Here is a 19,025-nt window from a genome sequence, read left to right on the forward strand (position 1 = left end):
CACTATAATTAAGGCAAACGTTTTCGTTACTCACCTTAATGTGTTTGTCGAAATTTGTATAACTTTGCAATAGTTATTATACATAACTATTGTAAGCGATTCAATCATTTTTTTTAACGTTTTCATTTTAGACAAAAATATATGGCTTTTTACACATGCTCTGCCTTTACTAAGCGTTGCAAGTGCATCGTTAAATAAATACTTTCAGCTTCATATACAGGTAGTTGCAACTCTTTTTGCATGACCTTAACTAGCTTCCAAGCCAAGTTATAGCAAGCTGGATACTCCGCCTTTAATAAATCAGCAAAACTTTGCGATTCCTCTACTTTTTCTCCTTTTTTCACCCTCTCAATAGCATATTGAAGATGACGAATAAGACGTAAATAATGAATGCTCTCTTGATCTAATGTAATTTGTAAGTTTGTCTCAATTAAAGATACAAGTTGTGCAATGAGACGGGAGTTTTGATTAACTGAAGATAAATCAGAATTTGTAAGCGAACTGTAAATGTGAAGTGCAATAAAACCAATTTCTCCTTCTGGCAATGTAATTTGCAAACGAGAATTTAAAAGTTCTACAACACCTTCCGCAATTTCATATTCCTTTGGATAGAGCATTTTTGTTTCAACTAAAAAAGGGTTATCAATTGTAAGTCCTTGTTTTAACCTTTTAATCGCAAATGAAATATGATCTGTTAACGCAATATGAATATGTTCATTTAGTGGCGATTTCGCTTTCCCTTGAATGTACAGCATAATATCGTTCATCAATTCAATTAATTTTTCACTAATATGCGGCACTAATAATTTGTATTGTTCACGATCACGTTCATTTTTTAAGACAAACATCTTTTCGATTTGTTCTTGCTCCAATACATCTTTCGCTTTTTTCCCAAATCCAATTCCTTTACCAATCACTACTACTTCCTCGTGTTCCGGATGGCTAGCAATGATGACATTATTATTTAAAACTTTTTTAATTTCTAGATAATTACTCATATAACACCACCCTCGTACTTAAATAGCCTACTTTTATGTTACAGAATATTCTTCTTTGTCGTCAATGTAAAACATCTGCCATTTAATAAAAATTCATTTTTTAGACATGTTTATATATGATGCGTATAATGTAAGAGCAACTGTACATAGAAAGGAGATAACAGCATGATTAAAATGTTTGTAAGTGATATCGATGGTACAATGATGCAACACGGAGGTCTTATTGACGAACAAGATGTTGCGGCACTGCGCAGCCTTGCCGAGCAAAATGTTATTCTTTGCTTCGCTTCCGGAAGACTTGATAATGAAATTGCAGACTTAATGAAAGCTGTAAATACAAATTTTCATCGCATTAGTGTAAATGGTGTTTTTGTATATACACATGAAAATAAACAACTATTATCTGCAACTTTTGATTCCAGCATACTTCCCGATTTGTTAGCTATGACGAATGAAGATCCTTATTTCCGTTATGTAAGTGATGAGCATAATTATTACATTGAAGAGAAAACACCTTTCATTCAAGAACTTGAACAACAAGTAACTATGACTTCTGTTGAAGAACCAAACTTACTACAGAAGATTGATGATACAATTTTCCCAAATAAAATTTCTGTCGGTGGAACAAAGGAGAGCTTACAACTCCTTCAGAAAAAAATTGATGAAAAATTCCACGGGAAAGTTAGTACTTTCATCTCAGCAGAACAATGTTTAGATGTAATGCCACCGAATGTTAGTAAAGGCTCTGCCATTTCTGTTTTATTAAATGAGTTTCAAATAAAACCTGAGGAAATTGCTTGTATAGGGGATTCTTATAATGACATTCCTATGTTTTCTTTAACTCCTCACAGTTTTGCTATGTCGCAAGCAGATGATGCAGTAAAAAAACACGCTCACTATGTAGTAAATCACGTCAAAGATGCTGTTAACCACGTAATTGCTCATAATAAAAATACGACTCATTCCTTATAAGGATGAGTCGTATTTTTATTTCTTTACATGTTAACCATTTTCAATTCCACTGTACTTCACAAACTGAAATATACTATTTGTTACGTGCGATATTCGTAATAAATTTATAACGATCTCCACGATAAATACATTTCACGTACTCTAGCGGTATCTCACCTTCTGAATATGACCATTGACGCATTACAAGTACAGGCGCCTTTTTAGGAATATGCAGATGTTCAGCTTCATTTTCCGTCGCAACGGAAGCTTCAATTGACTGAGTAGCGCTAACAAGTTTAAAGCCCAGTTTTTTCTCTAAATGTTCATATAAAGATTGTTGCAATATCTCTTCGTTAATATCTTTTACAAGAGCTGGCGACAAATATGTCGTCTCAAAAGCAATCGGTTCATCATCAGCTAAGCGAATACGCCTCACTTCATAAACCGATTCCCCCTCCTGTATTCTCAACCGGTCTGCTATTTTAGCAGTAGCTGGAACTAGGCGGAAACTAAGTAATTGACTACTTGGGTTCATCCCACGAGAAATCATGTCTTCTGTGAATCCCGTCATTCCTTGCAATTTTTGTTCCACTTTCGGAAGTTGGACAAATGTTCCAATTCCACGCTTCCGATATAAATAGCCTTGTTCCACTAAATTATTAATCGCCTGTCTGATTGTCATTCGACTCACTTCGAACTTATCACAAAGTTCATTCTCAGATGGGATTTTATCTCCCGGCTTCCATTCGCCGTCCTCAATTAGCTGTTTCACCCACTCTTGAATCTGATAATAGATCGGAAATGGTGAATACTTGTCGATGTTCATCAGCAATCGCCTCACTGCATAAAGATAGAGCTTCTTGATCAGCGATTACGGTTACATTCGGATGACGTTGTAAAACTGTAGCCGGACACTCTTCACTATATTCACCTTGCAATAATTCTTTAACAGCTTCTGCCTTTTTAGAACCCATAGCAACAAGTAGAACTTGTTTCGCTTTCATAATGCTTCCAATTCCCATTGTAATCGCATGAGTTGGCACATCTTCTTCTTTTTCGAAGAATCGAAGGTTTGCTTGGCGTGTAGATTCTGTTAATTCAACAATGTTTGTTGGAGAATTAAACGGTGTTCCTGGCTCATTAAATCCGATGTGACCGTTTTCACCGATTCCAAGAATCTGTAGGTCAACTGGGTTAGCAGCTAGAATGCTCTCGTAACGTTTGCACTCTTCCTCTAAATCACTTGCCATCCCGTTTGGTACATAAGTTTGTTTAAATGGAAGATGATCAAACAACTGTTCTTGCATGAAATAGTGATAGCTGTTTTTATCTTCATGTGGTAAATTTACGTACTCATCTAAGTTTACAGTGGTTACACGGCTTGTATCAAGTTTATTTTTTCGCATTTCTGCATAAATACCTAATGGAGAGCTTCCTGTAGCCATTCCTAATGTTGGATTTTCTTTTGTTTTTACAACTTCTTCAATTAATTTATAACCTGCTTCTGCTAATTCTTCTGGAGTTTTTACAACAAGAATATTCATTTAATTACTTCCCTTCCTTCATATGAATTCCTAAACGAACCGTATCATATACATGTAAATCTTCATTCATCACAACAAAGTCTGCATCTTTTCCTACCGCTAATGCACCTTTATTATTTAATCCAAACTCTTCTGCTTGGTTAACTGATGTCATAAGTACTGCATCTTCGATTGAACAACCTGTAAATTCAATTACATTTCGGAAAGCTTGATCCATTTTTAGAATACTACCAGCTAACGTTCCATCTTCTAATCGAGCACTACCATCTTTTACATGTACTGGCTGTCCGCCAAGCTCATATAATCCATCTTCAAGACCTTTTGCACGCATTGCGTCAGTAATAACACTTACTTTTTTCGGTCCTTTTAACTTATATGCTAATTTCACCATGTCAGGGTGAATATGAATACCATCTGTAATTACTTCAACCATTACATCTGGATTTAATAACACATGACCCACAACTCCTGGTTCACGGTGATGTAATCCACGCATTTGATTGTATAAATGTGTCGCATGTGTAATCTTTCTATTTTTTAGTTGCGCATCAATTGCATCTGTATGTCCCATTGTGCCAACTACACCAGTTTCAGCAAGATATTGTTCAAACTCTAATGCTCCCTCTTCTTCTGGTGCATATGTTACTAATTTAATTAAGTTCCCACTTGCTTCTTGCCATTGTTTAAATTGCTCAATATTTGCAGGAACGATATGTTCAAGTGGCTGTGCACCTGCACGTTTCTTTGAAACATAAGGTCCTTCTAAATGAATATATTCGAAATGCGCTCCTTTTTCTTTTGCTTCTTTCGCAGCAGTTAACGCTGCTTCAATTGCCTCTGGAGCTTGTGTCATTGTTGTTGGGAAGTAAGTTGTAACCCCTTCTTTTAACATTTCTTTACCTAGAGTTACTAACCCATCGCTATTTGCATCCATCGCATCAATATCGTATCCACCATGAATATGAACATCGATCATACCTGGAATTATAATCTTCCCTGTAGCATCAAAAACAGTTTCATTTTCTTGTGGTACATATTGAGCCATCAAACCAATTTCTTTAATGGTTTCTGCGTAACGAATAAATCCGTTTTCCACTATTTCTTGACCTGTGTAAATTTTGGCATTGATGACAATTTGCGTTTTCATTTTCATCGATCCTTTCCCATGAATTACCTACTTGTTATTATTACCTTATTCGCCTAGTTCCATCTTAATATACGCACGAGTAGTTGTCTATACATTCTAATGAAATTTCCTTTTTATTCAACAGAAAAGGAAATTTCTTACGTCTCTTATAATTATAATATATATTATTCATTTTTCCAAAAAGGGACAGTATCGCCCCCTAATATAGAAATCACTTCAACAATGGCATTAATCCGCTAGATTCTAACATAATATGTTCACCATCTGTTTCCATTTCTACTGTACGTTTATTCGTTCTATATACCATTATACCGTGCCTTTTTAAGCGTTTCACTACACTTTGGTGAGGATGTCCATACGGATTATTACTCCCGTACGATAGAATAGCAAACTGCGGTTCCACTTTTTTTATAAACGTTTCACTTGTTGAAGTATATGAGCCATGATGCCCCACTTTTAACACATCTGCATGGACATCAAATTGTTTTAATATTTCATGTTCTGTCCGTACATCCGCGTCACCCATTAATAAAAAATCCGCTTTTCCATATCGCACCTTTAAAACAATTGAGGATTCATTATTTTCATCTTTTGATTTCCCGTTGTTTAATACTTGTATAGAAACATGTGGATCCAGCGGTATATATTGTCCTTCCTTTACTGAAACGAAAGGTATCCCTCTTTTTTTTATATTATTCCGATACGTATGATAAGTAAGAGAACTATATGTTTTTCCGCTATCTAGTATAAGCGATACCGGCATTTGCTCTACAATTGGAATTAACCCCCCTATATGATCCATATCGGGATGCGTACTGACAATTACATCTAAATGATTAATCCCTTTCTCAATTAATTTCTGAATAATAACCTCTCCTGCTTCATAAGGTCCTCCATCAATTAACATTGTTTGTCCATTTGGCATTATAATAAGTGTTGCGTCACCTTGCCCCACTTTTAAAAAGCTCACTTTCATTTTACTAAGATGTTGCCGATGCATATGTAAAGGAGACGTAGTATGAATGGACATCATATACCTTTTAGCTGATGCGCTATTTAAAGAAAAACATAATAAAACAGAAACTAATAATAAAATAATCCGCATACCTCTCATAACTCGTCTCCTTTTTTCATTTAGTATGGCACTGTAAATAATTGATATACAAAAAAAGCTTAGCAAAATGCTAAGCTTTTATTTCGATATCTCTTGTAAGGAACCGAAGAATAAATCTGCTTCATTCATTTGTTCATTCTCTTCAGAAAGCGGTGGTAAATCATCTAATGTTTTCAATCCAAATGTGTCTAAAAATTCTTTTGTTGTTCCGTATAAAATAGGACGCCCTGGTCCTTCTGCTCTTCCCATTTCTTTTATAAGTAAATGTGAAACCAACGTTTGTAACGCCTTATCAGTTTTAACTCCTCTAATCTCTTCCATTTCAGTCCTTGTGATTGGTTGGCGATATGCAACAATCGCTAACGTTTCGAGGGCAGCTTGTGAGAGTGAAGCAGCTGTTGGTGTATCTATTAATTTTTGATAATATGAAGCATGTTCTTTCTTTGTAGCAAAACGATATACTTTTGCATACTGTACAATTTGCAAACCACGGTTTGCACCTTCACATTCTTGTTGCATTTCTTCTAAAATATTAATTGCTTCATTCATTTCAATTTCAAGAACTTTCGCTATTTGTTCTGGATAAATCCCTTCATCACCAGAAACAAATAAAAGGCCTTCAATAATTGACTTTTGTTCTTTCCTATCCATTTCACGAGCTCCTTCCTTCTATTTTCTCATAAAAATACACATCAAAAAACCGAATCACAATTAATGCGTTCGGTTCAATATTTTTTCTCTTGTTCCAAACGATACATTAAAACATAGCATGAGATAAAATGTTGCTATCCCATTTTCACATACTGGCTCTATGCAGATTTATTAGAGCTTGATACGAAAATTTCATCAAAATTATGTTCTTGCTCAATTATGATTTGTTGGTTTTTCATAAGTTCCAGAACTGCTAAAAATGTTACAACCATTATTTCACGTTCATCATCAACAAACAAATCATAAAAACTTTGGCGACCACCCTTTATTTTTAACTGTTTTAAAATATCAGTCATTCGCTGTTCAATTGGTATTTCTTGACGAGTAATACGTGTTGTTACAGGTTTTTTTGCCTTTTTACGGCGCATTAATTTTTGAAATGCTGCTAGCATATCATATAACGTAACATCAAGAGGTAAGCTTGTCTCCTCTTCTTGTTGCAACGATGTAAAGTCAATTGGTGGACGTGTATATAGCTGTGCTCTTTCTTGTTCTCTTTCTTTTAACTCAGTAGCAACTTGCTTATATTTCTTATATTCAATTAACCTCTCCATCAATTCTTGACGAGGATCATCTATAAAATCATCACCGTTATCAAGTACATCTTCTTCATGTTTCGGCAACAACATCTTACTTTTAATTTGTAATAACGTTGCAGCCATTACTAAATACTCACTTGCAACATCTAATTGAAGTTCTTTCATCGTATGCACATAAGATAAATATTGCTCTGTAATATCTGCTACAGGAATATTATATATATCAATTTCATAACGATGTATTAAATGTAACAATAGATCTAACGGCCCTTCAAAAGCCTCTACTTTAAAATTATATTGCACAAAGCATCCCACCACATTTTTTCTATAACAACATAAGTATAGAGCATACTCATGTTCTATCCAACCTTTTTAAGAAATTTAATTAAAAATAGACCGATGCCTATGTCATCATGCCCACCACTTCATATGATAACAGTGTAGTAAGAACAATGTAGGAGGTCAAAAAACTATGGGTCACGTTGATTGTGGTTTTAGCGGTGGGTTCGCATTACTTGTTGTACTGTTTATTTTACTAATTATTGTAGGAGCAGCTTGCTTCTGCTAATATGAACAATAACGGCTAGGGGGAAACCTCCTAGTCGTTTATTGTTCATATTTCTATGATACACTTATATGTATAACCGTTAGATAGGAGCGAGAAAACATGTATCCTACCGAATACATACAATTTTTAATTCATTTCCATGGAGATTATGACTATTTTGAATGCCACGAAATACTAGAAGAGTATTGGAAGACAAAACCAAGAGGTAATCGTGATCATTACTTAGTTGGTCTCATTCAAATTGCAGTTTCTTTATACCACCAAAGACGTGCTAATTGGAATGGTTCTACAAAAATGATGAAAAGCGCAATTACAATTTTAGAAAAAAGCGGTGTGCCTTTACAACGTTTAGGAATTAATCAAGTACAACTTCTTTCCTTGCTCAATGAAAGATTGCAATCTATCCATAAAAAAGAACGTTTTGTACCTTTATTTTTACCCTTATCAGATTCATCGTTAGAGAAGCAGTGCATAGAGTTATGTCAAAAACAAAACCTCTCTTGGAAAGACTTGAATGCTATCCCAGGTGAATATATTATAAACAAGCACACTTTGCGTGATCGCACAGAGGTCATTACTGAACGAAACGAACAATTACAAAAAAGAAAGCAGAGATAATAAACTACTTATCTCTGCTTTCACGAATGTATATTTTGTTCTAGCCCTTTACATTTTTCGCAAAAACTTGCTGTTTGCTCATTTCCGCAAATTGTAAACTCAAGAAATTTACTCTTTAACTCTTGAACCATCTTCGTCCCAATCCCCACATGACGATGAGACGGGTTCACACTCAAATGCTGAATTTCTAATACTTGATTCTCTTTTTTTACAATCCCCATTATTCCAACAAAATCTTCATTTTCTTTCCACAAATACAATTGCCAATCATCTTTTGCTTCATATTCTTTCATTGTCAATTGTAATGTTTTCACATCTTTTTCAGTTGGCATAAACGAAAGAAGCCCCATTGCAATTTTTTCATAACTTTTTTTAAAACGAATTAACATAACCCTTATCCCTTCTTACAAAAGTTACAAACTAGTAATCCCCTCAATCACTCTTTTCATATCACATTCATTTTACAATATTTTCAACAGAGTGAGAAGAGTCTAAAACAACTTGATAATCATACAAAGCGAAAAGAAGAAAGTCAAATCTATGTTTCAGCACTATTCCTTTAATAAATAGAGTTAAAAAAAGAAAATTTTATATGGAATGGAAAGAAACATATCATTCAACAGCACTTCATTTATAGTTACTCTAAAGCAGCACAATTCTAGCAAAATTAATATAACAAAAAATATTTATTGAAACATATAATGTAATGTATTCTATGTAATTGGTTAAAGGTTTGTTCTCACAAACAATATATTTTAGCAACAATACTACTTGTATGATGAGCTGTAGAAGTAGTACTCAATCTCATTAAAAATAAAAAAGAGAGCAAAAGCTCTCTTTTTCCTTACCTTATTCTTCCCAAACTTTAACTTCTTTCATTACATCGCCTTGACGCATTTTTAATACTGTTTCAATACCGCTTGTTGCTTTACCGAATACAGTATGAACACCATCTAAATGCGGCTGTGGCTCATGAACGATAAAGAATTGGCTACCGCCTGTGTTACGGCCAGCGTGAGCCATAGAAAGTGATCCTACAAGGTGTCTATGAGGGTTTCCATCAGTTTCACATGGAATAGAGTAACCTGGGCCACCTGCACCTGTACCTGTTGGGTCTCCACCTTGGCTTACGAAGCCAGGAATAACACGGTGGAATGTAACACCGTCATAAAATCCTTGCTCTGCTAATTTTTTAAAGTTTTCTACTGTTTTCGGTGCTTCTTCTGGGAAAAATTCCAAGTCGATTTTTTCACCGTTTTCCATTAATATGTATCCTAAAGTTTTCATACGTATATGTCTCCTTTCAACTATCTCAGCACTATATTACCACATTCATGACTAGAAACAAAAAGAATCCGACAATCTAGATACTTCTTTTTTGAAATGTGGAAAAAGCTAGGTGACAAATAAGAAATATATACTATAATAACTTTGTTGCCCGAAAATTTTAGAAAGAGAAAGGGAGCGATTTTTCGTGAAAACGAAATTACTAGCTCTGCTATTAGCTGTAACGGTATTTATGATGCCAACAGCTTCGTTTGCAGACATCATCGAGGGAGAATCAATTGTTACATTAGGAGAGAACTTATCTGAACAACAAAAACAAGATCTGTTAAAAGAAATGAAAGCACCGAAAGATGCTACAATTATTACTGTATCTAATGCGGAAGAACATAAATTTCTAGAAGGCATTGTTCCAAAAGCACAAATTGGTACGAGAGCAATTTCTTCTTCTATGATTACATACACAAAACCAGGATCTGGTCTTATTGTACGATCAAAGAACATTAACTGGGTAACAGATGCAATGTACACTAACGCTTTGATTACAGCAGGTGTAAAAGATGCAGAAATTCAAATTACTGCACCTTTTAAAGTTTCAGGAACTGCAGCTTTAACTGGATTAATGAAAGCATACGAAACTGCGTCCAATAAACAAATTCCTGAAGAAGTTAAAAAAGTAGCGAATGAAGAAATGGTACAAACAGCCCAGCTTGGTGATAAAATTGGTGAAGAAAAAGCAGTTCAACTTGTTGCAAAAATTAAAGAAGAAATTGCAAAAGAACAGCCAAAAACAACAGAAGATTTACGTTCATTAATTAAAAAAATTGCTGATCAACTCGGCATTACATTGACAGATGAACAGTTAGATAACTTAGTATCGTTATTTGATAAAATGAAAAATCTTAATATCGATTGGAATCAAGTTGGTAGTCAATTAAACAAAGCAAAAGAACACGTTTCTGCCTTCTTAGGTTCTGAAGAAGGACAAAGTTTTCTAGATAAAGTGAAAGATTTCTTCTCAAGTATCATTGATTTTGTTAAATCTTTATTCAAGTAAAAAAGAAGCCCGCCAGTGACGGGCTTCTTTTTTATACAAGTAATGGTAATTTCATAACAGCCTCTTCAACCGAACGCACTATATGATTTGCTTTCTCCTTTACATATGGATGGGCATGATGAAGAGTAAATGAATGCGGGGTTACTTCAAACATAGAAATATCATTGAAAGAATCTCCAATACAAGCAACTTCATTTGCTTCAATTTGCAAATGGTCCATTAGTCGCTTTAGAGCACTCCCCTTACTCACGCCTCTTGGCATAATATCAACATAGCGTTTACCTGATATAAAAACTTCCGCTTCGCCTTGAAACGTATCTCGTAGCTCTTGATCTAATGTCACAATTTTCTCTTCTTCTCCAAAAACAAACAATTTTGCAGGGTGTACAGTCTTACCAAACTCTTCTTCTAACGCTTCAATTTCAGCGATATGCACGCCCATATACGCTTCAAAATTATGGTGATGTTCATTCTTCCTTTTTGTATATCGCTGCTCATTTGCACAAACAATATCCGCTAGTCCTTTTTTATGTATATATCGATATATTTCCTGGGCAACCACATTTTCAAAACTCGATTCATGAAATAAATTTCCATCCGGAAGCAACATTGTCGCTCCATTTAAGCCAGTTGTATAATATGGGAATGAAAACCTTTTTACAACTTCATCAATTCTGTGTGTAAAGCGGCCAGAGGCAAAACAAATATTTGTCCCTTTCTCAGCTAACCAACACAGCGCACGTTCATCTTCTTTTTGCATATGATTCACATCGTAAACGAGCGTGTCATCTAAATCACTTACAAATAATTTAATCATGTCCTCTTCCCCTTCCATACACAATATCTACTCTAAGTGTACACAAAAAATGTTTGATTTTTGTTAAAAAATAATAAATTTTTGCTAAAAAAAATAAACGGGTGTATAATCCCGTTTATTTTTGTCTTTTTACATTTTGAGGTCTTACAATACTTGGTCGTACTTTTAAACTAGACATCGTTGGACGGAGTAAAATTTTTGTTAATGCGCCCCAATCAAATGGTAAAAACGGCCATAAATAAGGTGTTTGTAAACTTTTTATAGACGTTAAAAATAAAATTAATATCGTCATACCAATTACAAATCCCATCTCATGGAAGAGACCTGTTAAAATAATAACAAACAATTTCCCAACCTTATTCCCTAATCCTAATTCATAACTCGGTGTTGCATATGCACCAATCATCGAAACTGCTACATACAAAATTACTTCTGGCACAAACAAACCTACATCAATTGCAATTTGACCAATTAATATAGCGGAAATCAACCCTGCTGCAGACGATAACGGCGTTGGAGTATGAATGGCTGCCATCCTTAAAAACTCAAGTCCGACCTCTGCCATTAACACCTGTAATAAAATTGGTAAATGCGTCATCTTAGTCGGTCCAATAAAAGCAAGATTTGCTGGCAAAAGAGTTGGATCAAATACAAACACTAACCAAAATGGTAATAAAAATAACGAGAATATAACACCTAAAAAGCGCACCCAGCGTAAAAATGTACCGACAGCTGGATTTTGTCTAAACTCTTCCGCGTGCTGTAAATGATGAAAATATGTTGTCGGTGTAATCATAGCACTTGGCGATGTGTCAACAAGTACTAACACATGTCCTTCTAGTAGATGATTTGCTGCTACATCTGGCCTTTCTGTATATCGAATAAGTGGAAATGGGTTATAGCTTTGCTTTACAACAAATTCTTCTACTGTTTTATCCGCCATCGTAATTCCATCTACATCGATGTTATTTAATTCTTGTTTTATAATCTTTACTAAATCTGGATTTGCAACATCTTGAACGTATGTAATGCAAATATCCGTTTGTGATCTATCTCCTACTCGAACCATTTCATTTCGAAGACGTGGATCTCGAATTCTTCTACGGATTAATGCTGTATTTACAACGATATTTTCAACAAATCCATCCCTTGCACCGCGTACTACCTTTTCGGTATCTGGTTCTGTCGGCGTTCGCCCTGGATAACTACGAACATCGATTGCAAACGCTTCCGTTTCACCTTCCACAAATATCACGATGAGTCCTGATAATACTTGGAGCATTACCTCATCCATCGTTTTCACTTTACTTACTTGTTGATGGATTAAGCGATTCTCTAAAAGCTTCACTGTATCTTCTTCTACATCCCTTATCTCATTTGTATCCACCGCTTCTTCTAAAATAGGGATAATATAATTTGTATCACAAAGTCCGTTTACAAATAACACACCAATTTCTTTATTCAAAATTTGAAATTTACGAATGCCAACATCGTATGTAACGCCTAGCCCAACTGTCTGCTTTAAATAATTTTCATTGTCACTTATGAAAGTTGATATAGGGATATCCACTTTTTTAGGCTTCGTCATAAAAACCACTCCTTTCCAAAATTAATTGAATTGCTTTCTTCGTAATAGGTGATCCCCTCTCCCATTCATCATTTCCACACATCTTACCAATGTCACCGACTCCAACGATGACAGGAACATTCAAGTCATCTAAACAATAAATTGTATCTCCGCTAATTCTGCCAATTTCGCCATCTGGAAGTCCAAATTTATCAACACCGTATTCGGTTAAATTCCCATTCCGATCTACACTTACATCTACACGTGCCCATTCCCAATGATGCGTATTAGACGCTACCGCTAAAATACCGAGCACATCAATTTGTTTATGGGTAGCCACATATTTTAAAGCCTTTTCACCAGATCCTTCTCCAATAAATCCACTGTCATCAAACATGACAAATACAGGGTCATATGGCGTTTGCATAATAAGCTCAACAACTTTTTTCCCTGTCAATTTGGTTGGATTACTTTGTGATGCTGAAATACACCTTCCCCCAAATTCCTTCGTTAAAAGCTCAATTGTCCGCTTTGCATATTCATCTCCATCTGTGACCAAAACAACCCTTCGTCTCATTTGATTTATCCTTTCGGTTTACATATAAGTGCTATAAAAAACGAAAACAATATCGCTGCGGAAATGCCCGCAGACGTTAAACTAAACATGCCAATACCAATTCCTAAATATCCATGTTTTTCTGCTGCATGCATTGCTCCGTGCAATAGTGAATGTCCAAAACTTGTAATAGGGACTGTTGCTCCAGCACCTGCAAACTTTATTAGTTTATCGTACAATCCAAATCCATCTAAAATTGCTCCGATGACTACAAAAGTTGCCATTAAATGAGCTGGTGTTAACTTTACGAAATCTAACAATAGTTGCCCAATTAAACAAATAACTCCACCTACAAGAAATGCATATATAAAATCCACAATTCACTCTCCTTTAACTCTCTCAAATACGACACCATGTGCAATTGTTGGAATCGTTTCCTTCTGTTGCATCATCATCGGGCTTAATAATGCACCAGTCGCAACGACAAAAATTCGTTGTAAATTCCCTTTTTGCATCTCGTGTAATAAATGACCATATGTGACAACTGCTGAACAAGCGCAACCACTACCACCTGCAAACACTTCTTCTTGACTTGATTCATAAATCATCAATCCACAATCATTGTATATATGCCCAAGATCATAACCTTCCTCAAGTAAAAGTTGTTTCGCAATCGGCGTCCCAACAGCTGATAAATCACCCGTAACAATCAAATCATAATCATCGGCACTTCTTCTTAAATCTTCAAAATGTTGTTGAATTGTATGAGCTGCTGCTGGAGCCATCGCTGCCCCCATATCCAAAGGATTTGTAATTCCTAAATCTTGCACTTTTCCAATTGTAGCCGACGTAATTTTAATTGCACTTTTTTCATTGCTAATTAATATAGATCCTGCACCAGTCACAGTTGAATTTGCTGTCCCTGGCTTTTGTCCACCGTACTCTGTTGGATAGCGAAATTGTCTTTCAGCCGTTGCATTATGACTACTTACTGTAGCTAAGACACGATTTGCAAATCCACCGTCTATAAAAGCTGAGCCAACTGCTAAAGTCTCCATAGACGTCGCACAAGCGCTAAACATTCCTAAAAAAGGAATGCCCCACTTACGCGCAACATAATTTGCTGTCACTGTTTGATCTAATAAATCTCCCGCTAAAAAGAAATCAATTTGCGATGTTTTTATATTCCCTTTTTGCACTGCTTGTTGAATTGAGTCTGACATTAATCTTCGTTCGGCAAGCTCCCAATTTTCTTCTCCACAATGCAAGTCACCATATGAAATATCAAATTTTTTCCCAAGAGGGCCCTCAGCTTCTTTCGGACCGACAGCAGTACCCGTTGCATTCACATATATATCATTTTGAAATACCCACGTTTGTTTTCCGGTCAACCTCATACTAGCCCTCCTTTAAGACATAAAAATTTTAAAGGTATACCTTATTAACCCAATGATATATGCACCAACAACCCCAAATACAATCACACTTCCTGCCAGTTTAAACATATTTGTAGCAATCCCTAGAACAACCCCTTCGCTCTTATGTTCTAAGGCAGCGCTCGCCATAGAATTTGCAAATCCTGTTACCGGTACCGCTGATCCTGCTCCAGCAAATTGACCGATTTTATCATATACACCACACCCTGTTAAAATCGCGGATAATAAAACAAGGGTTGCAACAGTTGGGTTTCCTGCCTCTTGTTCACTGAAGTGAAAATAATGTATATAAAATTTCATCAATACTTCTCCAACTGTGCAAATGAGTCCACCTACAAGAAATGCTTTGATACAATTTAGTAAATAGTTTGGCTTTGGATGATACTCCTTCACTTTATTTATGTAATCATCCTTCAATTTCTGACTTGTCATTTATATACTGCCTCCTACTTTACGAAATAAATCCAGTGAAACAACGATCCTATTACTTTCCCAAGTACAAGAGCAACGAGTAAAACAATAATCTTCCCCTCTACCCCTACTCGTTTCGCTAAAATAGGCAGAACATTTAACACCTCTGTTAATGCCGCAGCAAGCATTCCGATGAATGTGCCACAAAATATCCCTAATATAACGAGCCAATACTGCGACGTTTGAAATGTAATGTTTTTCAAACTGCACCAAGCCCCTGTTAAAGTACCTGCAATGACTGCCCACTCAAAATATTGAATATGCTTTCCACTTCTCGTTAATTGGGCTAAACGGGGGATTATACCAAGTACAGCTAAAAATGCGACATATCCGCTACCTACCGCAATCCCTCCAGCTAAACCAATTAAAATAACAAATCCAGACTCAATCATCGGCAAGTTGTTTCATATTATCCTTGTTTTCATTAACGATTACATACTGATCAAGTGACTGTTGGTATTGAAACATCTCAACTTCTAACGGACTCGGCTCTTCATTAATTCGCTTTTGAAATACATGATTAAAAAATAAAACCATCCCTAAGCCAAGACCTAAAGAATAAGGGATTTGAAATAAAAGTGGTTGCGCATTAAATTCTCCAGTAATCATGTAATATAACCGTTGATGTACTTGTTGCATACTTACATCTTCATGGAAATAAATGATCGCAAGGGCCGCTCCAATGAACAGTAACAGCCATACAAGCCCGAAAAAAATTGGGTGTGTCTTCTTTTTTTCGTATATAATTTCAACAAGAGTTTGTCCAGAACCGAGTAAATTAATTTGTACATGAGATGCTTTCTGTTGAATAATCTCAATTACTTTCATAACATCAATTACAACATGCGTCTTATCATGCGCTGTTATTTTGTAAACTATCTCATTTTGTAACAACTCAACTACGGAAGAATCTCCGGCAAGTTGAGCAACATCGCCCAGCTTTACTTCATAAGTAGGAGAAACTTTTAAACGATTGCGCATTTTAATATAAATCGTTTGTTCCAACTTTCATTCACCCCTTCACTCTTCCTCGTAGTTGTAGTATGGTTATTGAATTTTTTTCTAATACAATTTTTTCATAAAAAAACATCTGCACCATTTCGGTACAGATGTTTTTTACTTATGCCTTTTTCTTAAATAAGTTTACAATACTTAATGCAAGCCCTCCCCAAATGACTACTATTCCAATAACCATCATCATAATCGCTGATCCACTCATTATGAAACACCTCGATCTTTCCATTCTTTTTCAAGCTTGGCAGAATCCGAATGAATTTGTGCATCCCATTTTTTCAGGCCAATGATTATTGCAACTATGAGGAATGCTGCTGCTATCGACCAACCATACGTTACAACAAACTCAGTCGGATAATCTCCGTAGTTCTTTTTAATATTTTGGATTGTACCATCAATTAGCATATACCCTAACATAAGCGGAGTAATAACGAGTAAACTCACTCTCCAAAACGTTCCTAATTTAATATCAGATACAAAGTTTGCATGATTTTGATAAACTGGTAAACGGCGTAAAATGAGCCCTATCGTAACTACTTCCGCAAGTGCAATTGTAATTAATCCGAAATTATTAGCGAAATAGTCGACAACATCTAAAAACATAAGTCCACCACGTGTTGCAAAAACAAGAGAAACTAACACGAGAAGGGTTCCCATAATTCCAATAGTTTTTTCCCGACTTAAACTGAATTTTTCAGATACAGCGGCAAAGCATACTTCCGCGAGTGAAATAAGTGATGTAATTCCAGCAACCGTTAACGATAAGAAAAATAAAACACCAAACAACGGTGACATCGGCAATTCATTAATAATTTGGGGAAATACTACGAACGCAAGCCCAACGCCAGCACTTGCTACTTTATCAACCGGTACTCCCATATTATTTGCCATAAATCCAAGAGCTGCAAAGACCCCAATACCTGCTAATAATTCAAATCCTGAGTTTGCAAATCCAGTAATAAAGGCATTATTTGTTGTATCCGAGTTTTTCGGTAAATAACTAGAATACGTAATCATAATTCCAAATGCTAAAGATAAACTAAAGAATATTTGACCGTAAGCAGCAAGCCATACTTTCCCATCAAAAATACGACTCCAATCTGGTTTAAAGAATGCATCTAGTCCTTGCATAGCACCTTCCATCGTCACTGCACGAACAACGATAATAAGGAACATAACAACTAATAAAGGAATAAATATACGGTTAACAACTTCGATTCCTTTTTTAACTCCTTTAAATGCAACGCCAAGCACAATAATCCAAACGAGAGCTAACGGAATTAATACTTCTGGTACAAGTCCTCCAAATTGTCCTGGCTTATCTGCAACATGTAAGTACTCTTTAAATAAAAATGATTGCGTGTCTTTTCCCCATGCTCCAGTAATTGCAAAGTATGTATACGATATAGACCAAGCAATAATCACTGCATAATATGTTGAAACAATAAATGTTACGCACATTTGCCACCATCCAATAAATTCTGCACGCGGGCTAATACGGAAAAATGTAAGTGGTGCTGAGCCACGATGACGATGACCAAGGGCAAACTCAAACGCTAACAATGAAATACCAGTCGTTAATAATGCAAATAAATACGGTAAAAAGAACGCTCCTCCTCCATTTTCATACGCTGTATAAGGAAAACGCCATATGTTTCCTAATCCAACGGCAGATCCGACCGCTGCGAAAATAAATCCAGCTCTCGTTCCCCATTGTTGCCTCGTTTCCATGTTTCCTTCCCCCTTTATGACAAGTTCATACTTGGATTATATTTTAAATTGACTAAATTATCAATAAATTCTGTTAATTTTTGTGAAAATTAACATCTCTCTCCTATTAACGGCATAAAAAAATCGAATAGACAATTATTCGTCTATTCGATCTTTCATCTGTTTTAATATTTTCTTTTCAAGTCTTGAAACTTGTACTTGCGAAATGCCTATGCGCTCGGCTACTTCTGACTGTGTTTGATCTTTATAGTAACGCAAGTATACAATTAAGCGCTCTCGTTCATCTAGTTCTCTAATCGCTTCTTTTAAAGCAATTTTATCGAACCATTTCGTTTCAGATTGATCTGCAATTTGATCTAAAATAGTGATTGGATCTCCATCGTTTTCATATACAGTTTCATGTATAGATGAAGGGGCCCGGCTCGCTTCTTGTGCTAGAACAACTTCCTCTGGCGTTAGTTCTAGTGCCTCTGCCACTTCATTAATCGTTGGAGCCCTTCCGAATTCTTTCGAAAGCTCATCTCTCATCTTTCTAATTTTGTTTCCTGTTTCTTTTAAAGACCTACTAACTTTCACTGATCCATCATCGCGTAAGAAACGTTGTATTTCACCAATAATCATTGGAACTGCATATGTTGAAAATTTCACGTCGAAAGATAAATCAAATTTATCTACCGATTTCAAGAGCCCAATACATCCAATTTGAAATAGGTCGTCTGGTTCGTATCCTCGATTAAGAAACCGCTGTACAACCGACCAAACGAGGCGCATATTACTTTGAACGATTGTATCTCTCGCTTGTTGATCTCCATCTTGACTTTTTTGAATTAACGCTTTTAGCTCGTGGTCCTTTAACTGAGGTTTCTTCTTCTCATTTTTGACCTCTATGTCCATAGGCTATT

24 protein-coding genes are annotated in these 19,025 nt (G+C 35.7%); 4 read left to right on the top strand and 20 right to left on the bottom strand.

What is annotated here, in order from left to right:
- Positions 1-149 precede the first annotated feature (149 nt).
- Positions 150-998 (bottom strand): glucose PTS transporter transcription antiterminator GlcT, encoded by an 849-nt coding sequence (gene glcT, locus C3Y97_RS20475; protein ID WP_000073860.1) that lies wholly within the window; start codon positions 996-998, stop codon positions 150-152.
- Positions 999-1,163: 165 nt separating this feature from the next.
- Here glcT and C3Y97_RS20480 point away from each other — a divergent pair, with 165 nt between their 5' ends.
- A complete protein-coding gene (locus tag C3Y97_RS20480) occupies positions 1,164-1,970 on the top strand; it encodes a Cof-type HAD-IIB family hydrolase (RefSeq protein ID WP_000594243.1) in 807 nt (268 codons plus the stop codon).
- A 73-nt stretch (positions 1,971-2,043) separates the two neighbouring features.
- On the opposite strand, the gene C3Y97_RS20485 is transcribed toward C3Y97_RS20480, so the two are convergent.
- The 6 genes from C3Y97_RS20485 to scpA all read right to left on the bottom strand — a co-directional run bounded on the left by C3Y97_RS20485 (position 2,044) and on the right by scpA (position 7,307).
- Positions 2,044-2,775, bottom strand: coding sequence for a GntR family transcriptional regulator (locus C3Y97_RS20485; protein ID WP_014894892.1), 732 nt, complete (start codon positions 2,773-2,775; stop codon positions 2,044-2,046).
- Positions 2,705-3,493, bottom strand: a complete 789-nt coding sequence (gene nagB, locus C3Y97_RS20490) for a glucosamine-6-phosphate deaminase (protein WP_001024210.1) — start codon at positions 3,491-3,493, stop codon at positions 2,705-2,707. The genes C3Y97_RS20485 and nagB overlap by 71 nt, the downstream gene beginning before the upstream one ends.
- Before the next feature lie 4 nt (positions 3,494-3,497).
- The gene (gene nagA / locus C3Y97_RS20495; protein ID WP_002179749.1) at positions 3,498-4,640 is read right to left on the bottom strand and encodes an N-acetylglucosamine-6-phosphate deacetylase; all 1,143 of its coding nucleotides are present in this window, start codon (positions 4,638-4,640) and stop codon (positions 3,498-3,500) included.
- Between the two features lie 211 nt (positions 4,641-4,851).
- Positions 4,852-5,754, bottom strand: coding sequence for a ComEC/Rec2 family competence protein (locus C3Y97_RS20500; RefSeq protein ID WP_001214826.1), 903 nt, complete (start codon positions 5,752-5,754; stop codon positions 4,852-4,854).
- A 78-nt stretch (positions 5,755-5,832) separates the two neighbouring features.
- Positions 5,833-6,405: a segregation/condensation protein ScpB gene (scpB, locus tag C3Y97_RS20505; protein WP_000375168.1), complete on the bottom strand. Its 573-nt coding sequence runs from the start codon at positions 6,403-6,405 to the stop codon at positions 5,833-5,835.
- A gap of 158 nt (positions 6,406-6,563) precedes the next feature.
- Complete coding sequence (scpA, locus tag C3Y97_RS20515) at positions 6,564-7,307, bottom strand: segregation/condensation protein A (RefSeq protein ID WP_001199753.1); 744 nt, start codon at positions 7,305-7,307, stop codon at positions 6,564-6,566.
- 169 nt (positions 7,308-7,476) lie between these two features.
- On the opposite strand from scpA, the gene C3Y97_RS20520 reads away from it, so the two are divergent.
- A complete protein-coding gene (locus C3Y97_RS20520; RefSeq protein WP_000510194.1) occupies positions 7,477-7,572 on the top strand; it encodes a YjcZ family sporulation protein in 96 nt (31 codons plus the stop codon).
- Positions 7,573-7,671: 99 nt separating this feature from the next.
- Positions 7,672-8,190, top strand: a complete 519-nt coding sequence (locus C3Y97_RS20525) for a DUF309 domain-containing protein (protein WP_000283597.1) — start codon at positions 7,672-7,674, stop codon at positions 8,188-8,190.
- Between the two features lie 20 nt (positions 8,191-8,210).
- Here the strand turns inward: C3Y97_RS20525 and ribT are convergent, their stop codons facing one another.
- Together ribT and C3Y97_RS20535 are read right to left on the bottom strand one after the other, a co-directional pair.
- Positions 8,211-8,579, bottom strand: coding sequence for a GNAT family N-acetyltransferase RibT (ribT, locus tag C3Y97_RS20530; RefSeq protein ID WP_000908401.1), 369 nt, complete (start codon positions 8,577-8,579; stop codon positions 8,211-8,213).
- Positions 8,580-9,039: 460 nt separating this feature from the next.
- Entirely contained in the window at positions 9,040-9,477 is a 438-nt protein-coding gene (locus tag C3Y97_RS20535) for a peptidylprolyl isomerase (protein WP_000853782.1), read from the bottom strand.
- Positions 9,478-9,664: 187 nt separating this feature from the next.
- Here C3Y97_RS20535 and C3Y97_RS20540 point away from each other — a divergent pair, with 187 nt between their 5' ends.
- Positions 9,665-10,531, top strand: a complete 867-nt coding sequence (locus C3Y97_RS20540) for a DUF1002 domain-containing protein (protein ID WP_000850515.1) — start codon at positions 9,665-9,667, stop codon at positions 10,529-10,531.
- Positions 10,532-10,562: 31 nt separating this feature from the next.
- Here C3Y97_RS20540 and C3Y97_RS20545 read toward each other — a convergent pair whose 3' ends face one another.
- The 11 genes from C3Y97_RS20545 to sigF all read right to left on the bottom strand — a co-directional run bounded on the left by C3Y97_RS20545 (position 10,563) and on the right by sigF (position 19,017).
- Positions 10,563-11,366 carry a Cof-type HAD-IIB family hydrolase gene (locus tag C3Y97_RS20545; protein ID WP_002026273.1) on the bottom strand — a complete coding sequence of 268 codons (804 nt, stop codon included), beginning with the start codon at positions 11,364-11,366 and terminating at the stop codon, positions 10,563-10,565.
- 97 nt (positions 11,367-11,463) lie between these two features.
- A complete protein-coding gene (spoVAF, locus tag C3Y97_RS20550; protein WP_000165595.1) occupies positions 11,464-12,936 on the bottom strand; it encodes a spore germination protein SpoVAF in 1,473 nt (490 codons plus the stop codon).
- Complete coding sequence (gene spoVAEA, locus C3Y97_RS20555; RefSeq protein ID WP_001254415.1) at positions 12,923-13,492, bottom strand: stage V sporulation protein SpoVABEA; 570 nt, start codon at positions 13,490-13,492, stop codon at positions 12,923-12,925. Before spoVAEA ends, spoVAF begins: the two co-directional genes overlap by 14 nt.
- Positions 13,493-13,497: 5 nt before the next feature.
- Positions 13,498-13,848 carry a stage V sporulation protein AE gene (gene spoVAE / locus C3Y97_RS20560; protein WP_000345916.1) on the bottom strand — a complete coding sequence of 117 codons (351 nt, stop codon included), beginning with the start codon at positions 13,846-13,848 and terminating at the stop codon, positions 13,498-13,500.
- Positions 13,849-13,851: 3 nt separating this feature from the next.
- Positions 13,852-14,868, bottom strand: coding sequence for a stage V sporulation protein AD (gene spoVAD / locus C3Y97_RS20565; protein WP_098212664.1), 1,017 nt, complete (start codon positions 14,866-14,868; stop codon positions 13,852-13,854).
- A 12-nt stretch (positions 14,869-14,880) separates the two neighbouring features.
- Positions 14,881-15,339, bottom strand: coding sequence for a stage V sporulation protein AC (gene spoVAC, locus C3Y97_RS20570; protein ID WP_000203810.1), 459 nt, complete (start codon positions 15,337-15,339; stop codon positions 14,881-14,883).
- 14 nt (positions 15,340-15,353) lie between these two features.
- Complete coding sequence (gene spoVAB, locus C3Y97_RS20575) at positions 15,354-15,770, bottom strand: stage V sporulation protein SpoVAB (protein ID WP_000572936.1); 417 nt, start codon at positions 15,768-15,770, stop codon at positions 15,354-15,356.
- Positions 15,763-16,383 carry a stage V sporulation protein AA gene (locus tag C3Y97_RS20580; RefSeq protein WP_000438369.1) on the bottom strand — a complete coding sequence of 207 codons (621 nt, stop codon included), beginning with the start codon at positions 16,381-16,383 and terminating at the stop codon, positions 15,763-15,765. The genes spoVAB and C3Y97_RS20580 overlap by 8 nt, the downstream gene beginning before the upstream one ends.
- Positions 16,384-16,498: 115 nt before the next feature.
- Entirely contained in the window at positions 16,499-16,597 is a 99-nt protein-coding gene (locus C3Y97_RS20585; protein ID WP_000016828.1) for a methionine/alanine import family NSS transporter small subunit, read from the bottom strand.
- Positions 16,597-18,123, bottom strand: coding sequence for a sodium-dependent transporter (locus C3Y97_RS20590; protein WP_000450088.1), 1,527 nt, complete (start codon positions 18,121-18,123; stop codon positions 16,597-16,599). The genes C3Y97_RS20585 and C3Y97_RS20590 overlap by 1 nt, the downstream gene beginning before the upstream one ends.
- 135 nt (positions 18,124-18,258) lie before the next feature.
- Positions 18,259-19,017: an RNA polymerase sporulation sigma factor SigF gene (gene sigF, locus C3Y97_RS20595; RefSeq protein ID WP_000350729.1), complete on the bottom strand. Its 759-nt coding sequence runs from the start codon at positions 19,015-19,017 to the stop codon at positions 18,259-18,261.
- Positions 19,018-19,025: the final 8 nt, after the last annotated feature.

Source organism: Bacillus sp. DU-106, assembly GCF_004799705.1.
GTDB lineage: Bacteria > Bacillota > Bacilli > Bacillales > Bacillaceae_G > Bacillus_A > Bacillus_A cereus.

Excerpts from the sequence above, each read along its gene's own strand:
- glcT (WP_000073860.1), bottom strand. The coding sequence starts at position 998 with ATGAGTAATTATCTAGAAATTAAAAAAGTTTTAAATAATAATGTCATC.
- C3Y97_RS20480 (WP_000594243.1), top strand. The coding sequence starts at position 1,164 with ATGATTAAAATGTTTGTAAGTGATATCGATGGTACAATGATGCAACAC.
- C3Y97_RS20485 (WP_014894892.1), bottom strand. The coding sequence starts at position 2,775 with ATGAACATCGACAAGTATTCACCATTTCCGATCTATTATCAGATTCAA.
- nagB (WP_001024210.1), bottom strand. The coding sequence starts at position 3,493 with ATGAATATTCTTGTTGTAAAAACTCCAGAAGAATTAGCAGAAGCAGGT.
- nagA (WP_002179749.1), bottom strand. The coding sequence starts at position 4,640 with ATGAAAACGCAAATTGTCATCAATGCCAAAATTTACACAGGTCAAGAA.
- C3Y97_RS20500 (WP_001214826.1), bottom strand. The coding sequence starts at position 5,754 with ATGAGAGGTATGCGGATTATTTTATTATTAGTTTCTGTTTTATTATGT.
- scpB (WP_000375168.1), bottom strand. The coding sequence starts at position 6,405 with ATGGATAGGAAAGAACAAAAGTCAATTATTGAAGGCCTTTTATTTGTT.
- C3Y97_RS20520 (WP_000510194.1), top strand. The coding sequence starts at position 7,477 with ATGGGTCACGTTGATTGTGGTTTTAGCGGTGGGTTCGCATTACTTGTT.
- C3Y97_RS20525 (WP_000283597.1), top strand. The coding sequence starts at position 7,672 with ATGTATCCTACCGAATACATACAATTTTTAATTCATTTCCATGGAGAT.
- ribT (WP_000908401.1), bottom strand. The coding sequence starts at position 8,579 with ATGTTAATTCGTTTTAAAAAAAGTTATGAAAAAATTGCAATGGGGCTT.
- C3Y97_RS20535 (WP_000853782.1), bottom strand. The coding sequence starts at position 9,477 with ATGAAAACTTTAGGATACATATTAATGGAAAACGGTGAAAAAATCGAC.
- C3Y97_RS20545 (WP_002026273.1), bottom strand. The coding sequence starts at position 11,366 with ATGGAAGGGGAAGAGGACATGATTAAATTATTTGTAAGTGATTTAGAT.
- spoVAF (WP_000165595.1), bottom strand. The coding sequence starts at position 12,936 with ATGACGAAGCCTAAAAAAGTGGATATCCCTATATCAACTTTCATAAGT.
- spoVAEA (WP_001254415.1), bottom strand. The coding sequence starts at position 13,492 with ATGAGACGAAGGGTTGTTTTGGTCACAGATGGAGATGAATATGCAAAG.
- spoVAD (WP_098212664.1), bottom strand. The coding sequence starts at position 14,868 with ATGAGGTTGACCGGAAAACAAACGTGGGTATTTCAAAATGATATATAT.
- spoVAC (WP_000203810.1), bottom strand. The coding sequence starts at position 15,339 with ATGACAAGTCAGAAATTGAAGGATGATTACATAAATAAAGTGAAGGAG.
- spoVAB (WP_000572936.1), bottom strand. The coding sequence starts at position 15,770 with ATGATTGAGTCTGGATTTGTTATTTTAATTGGTTTAGCTGGAGGGATT.
- C3Y97_RS20585 (WP_000016828.1), bottom strand. The coding sequence starts at position 16,597 with ATGAGTGGATCAGCGATTATGATGATGGTTATTGGAATAGTAGTCATT.
- C3Y97_RS20590 (WP_000450088.1), bottom strand. The coding sequence starts at position 18,123 with ATGGAAACGAGGCAACAATGGGGAACGAGAGCTGGATTTATTTTCGCA.
- sigF (WP_000350729.1), bottom strand. The coding sequence starts at position 19,017 with ATGGACATAGAGGTCAAAAATGAGAAGAAGAAACCTCAGTTAAAGGAC.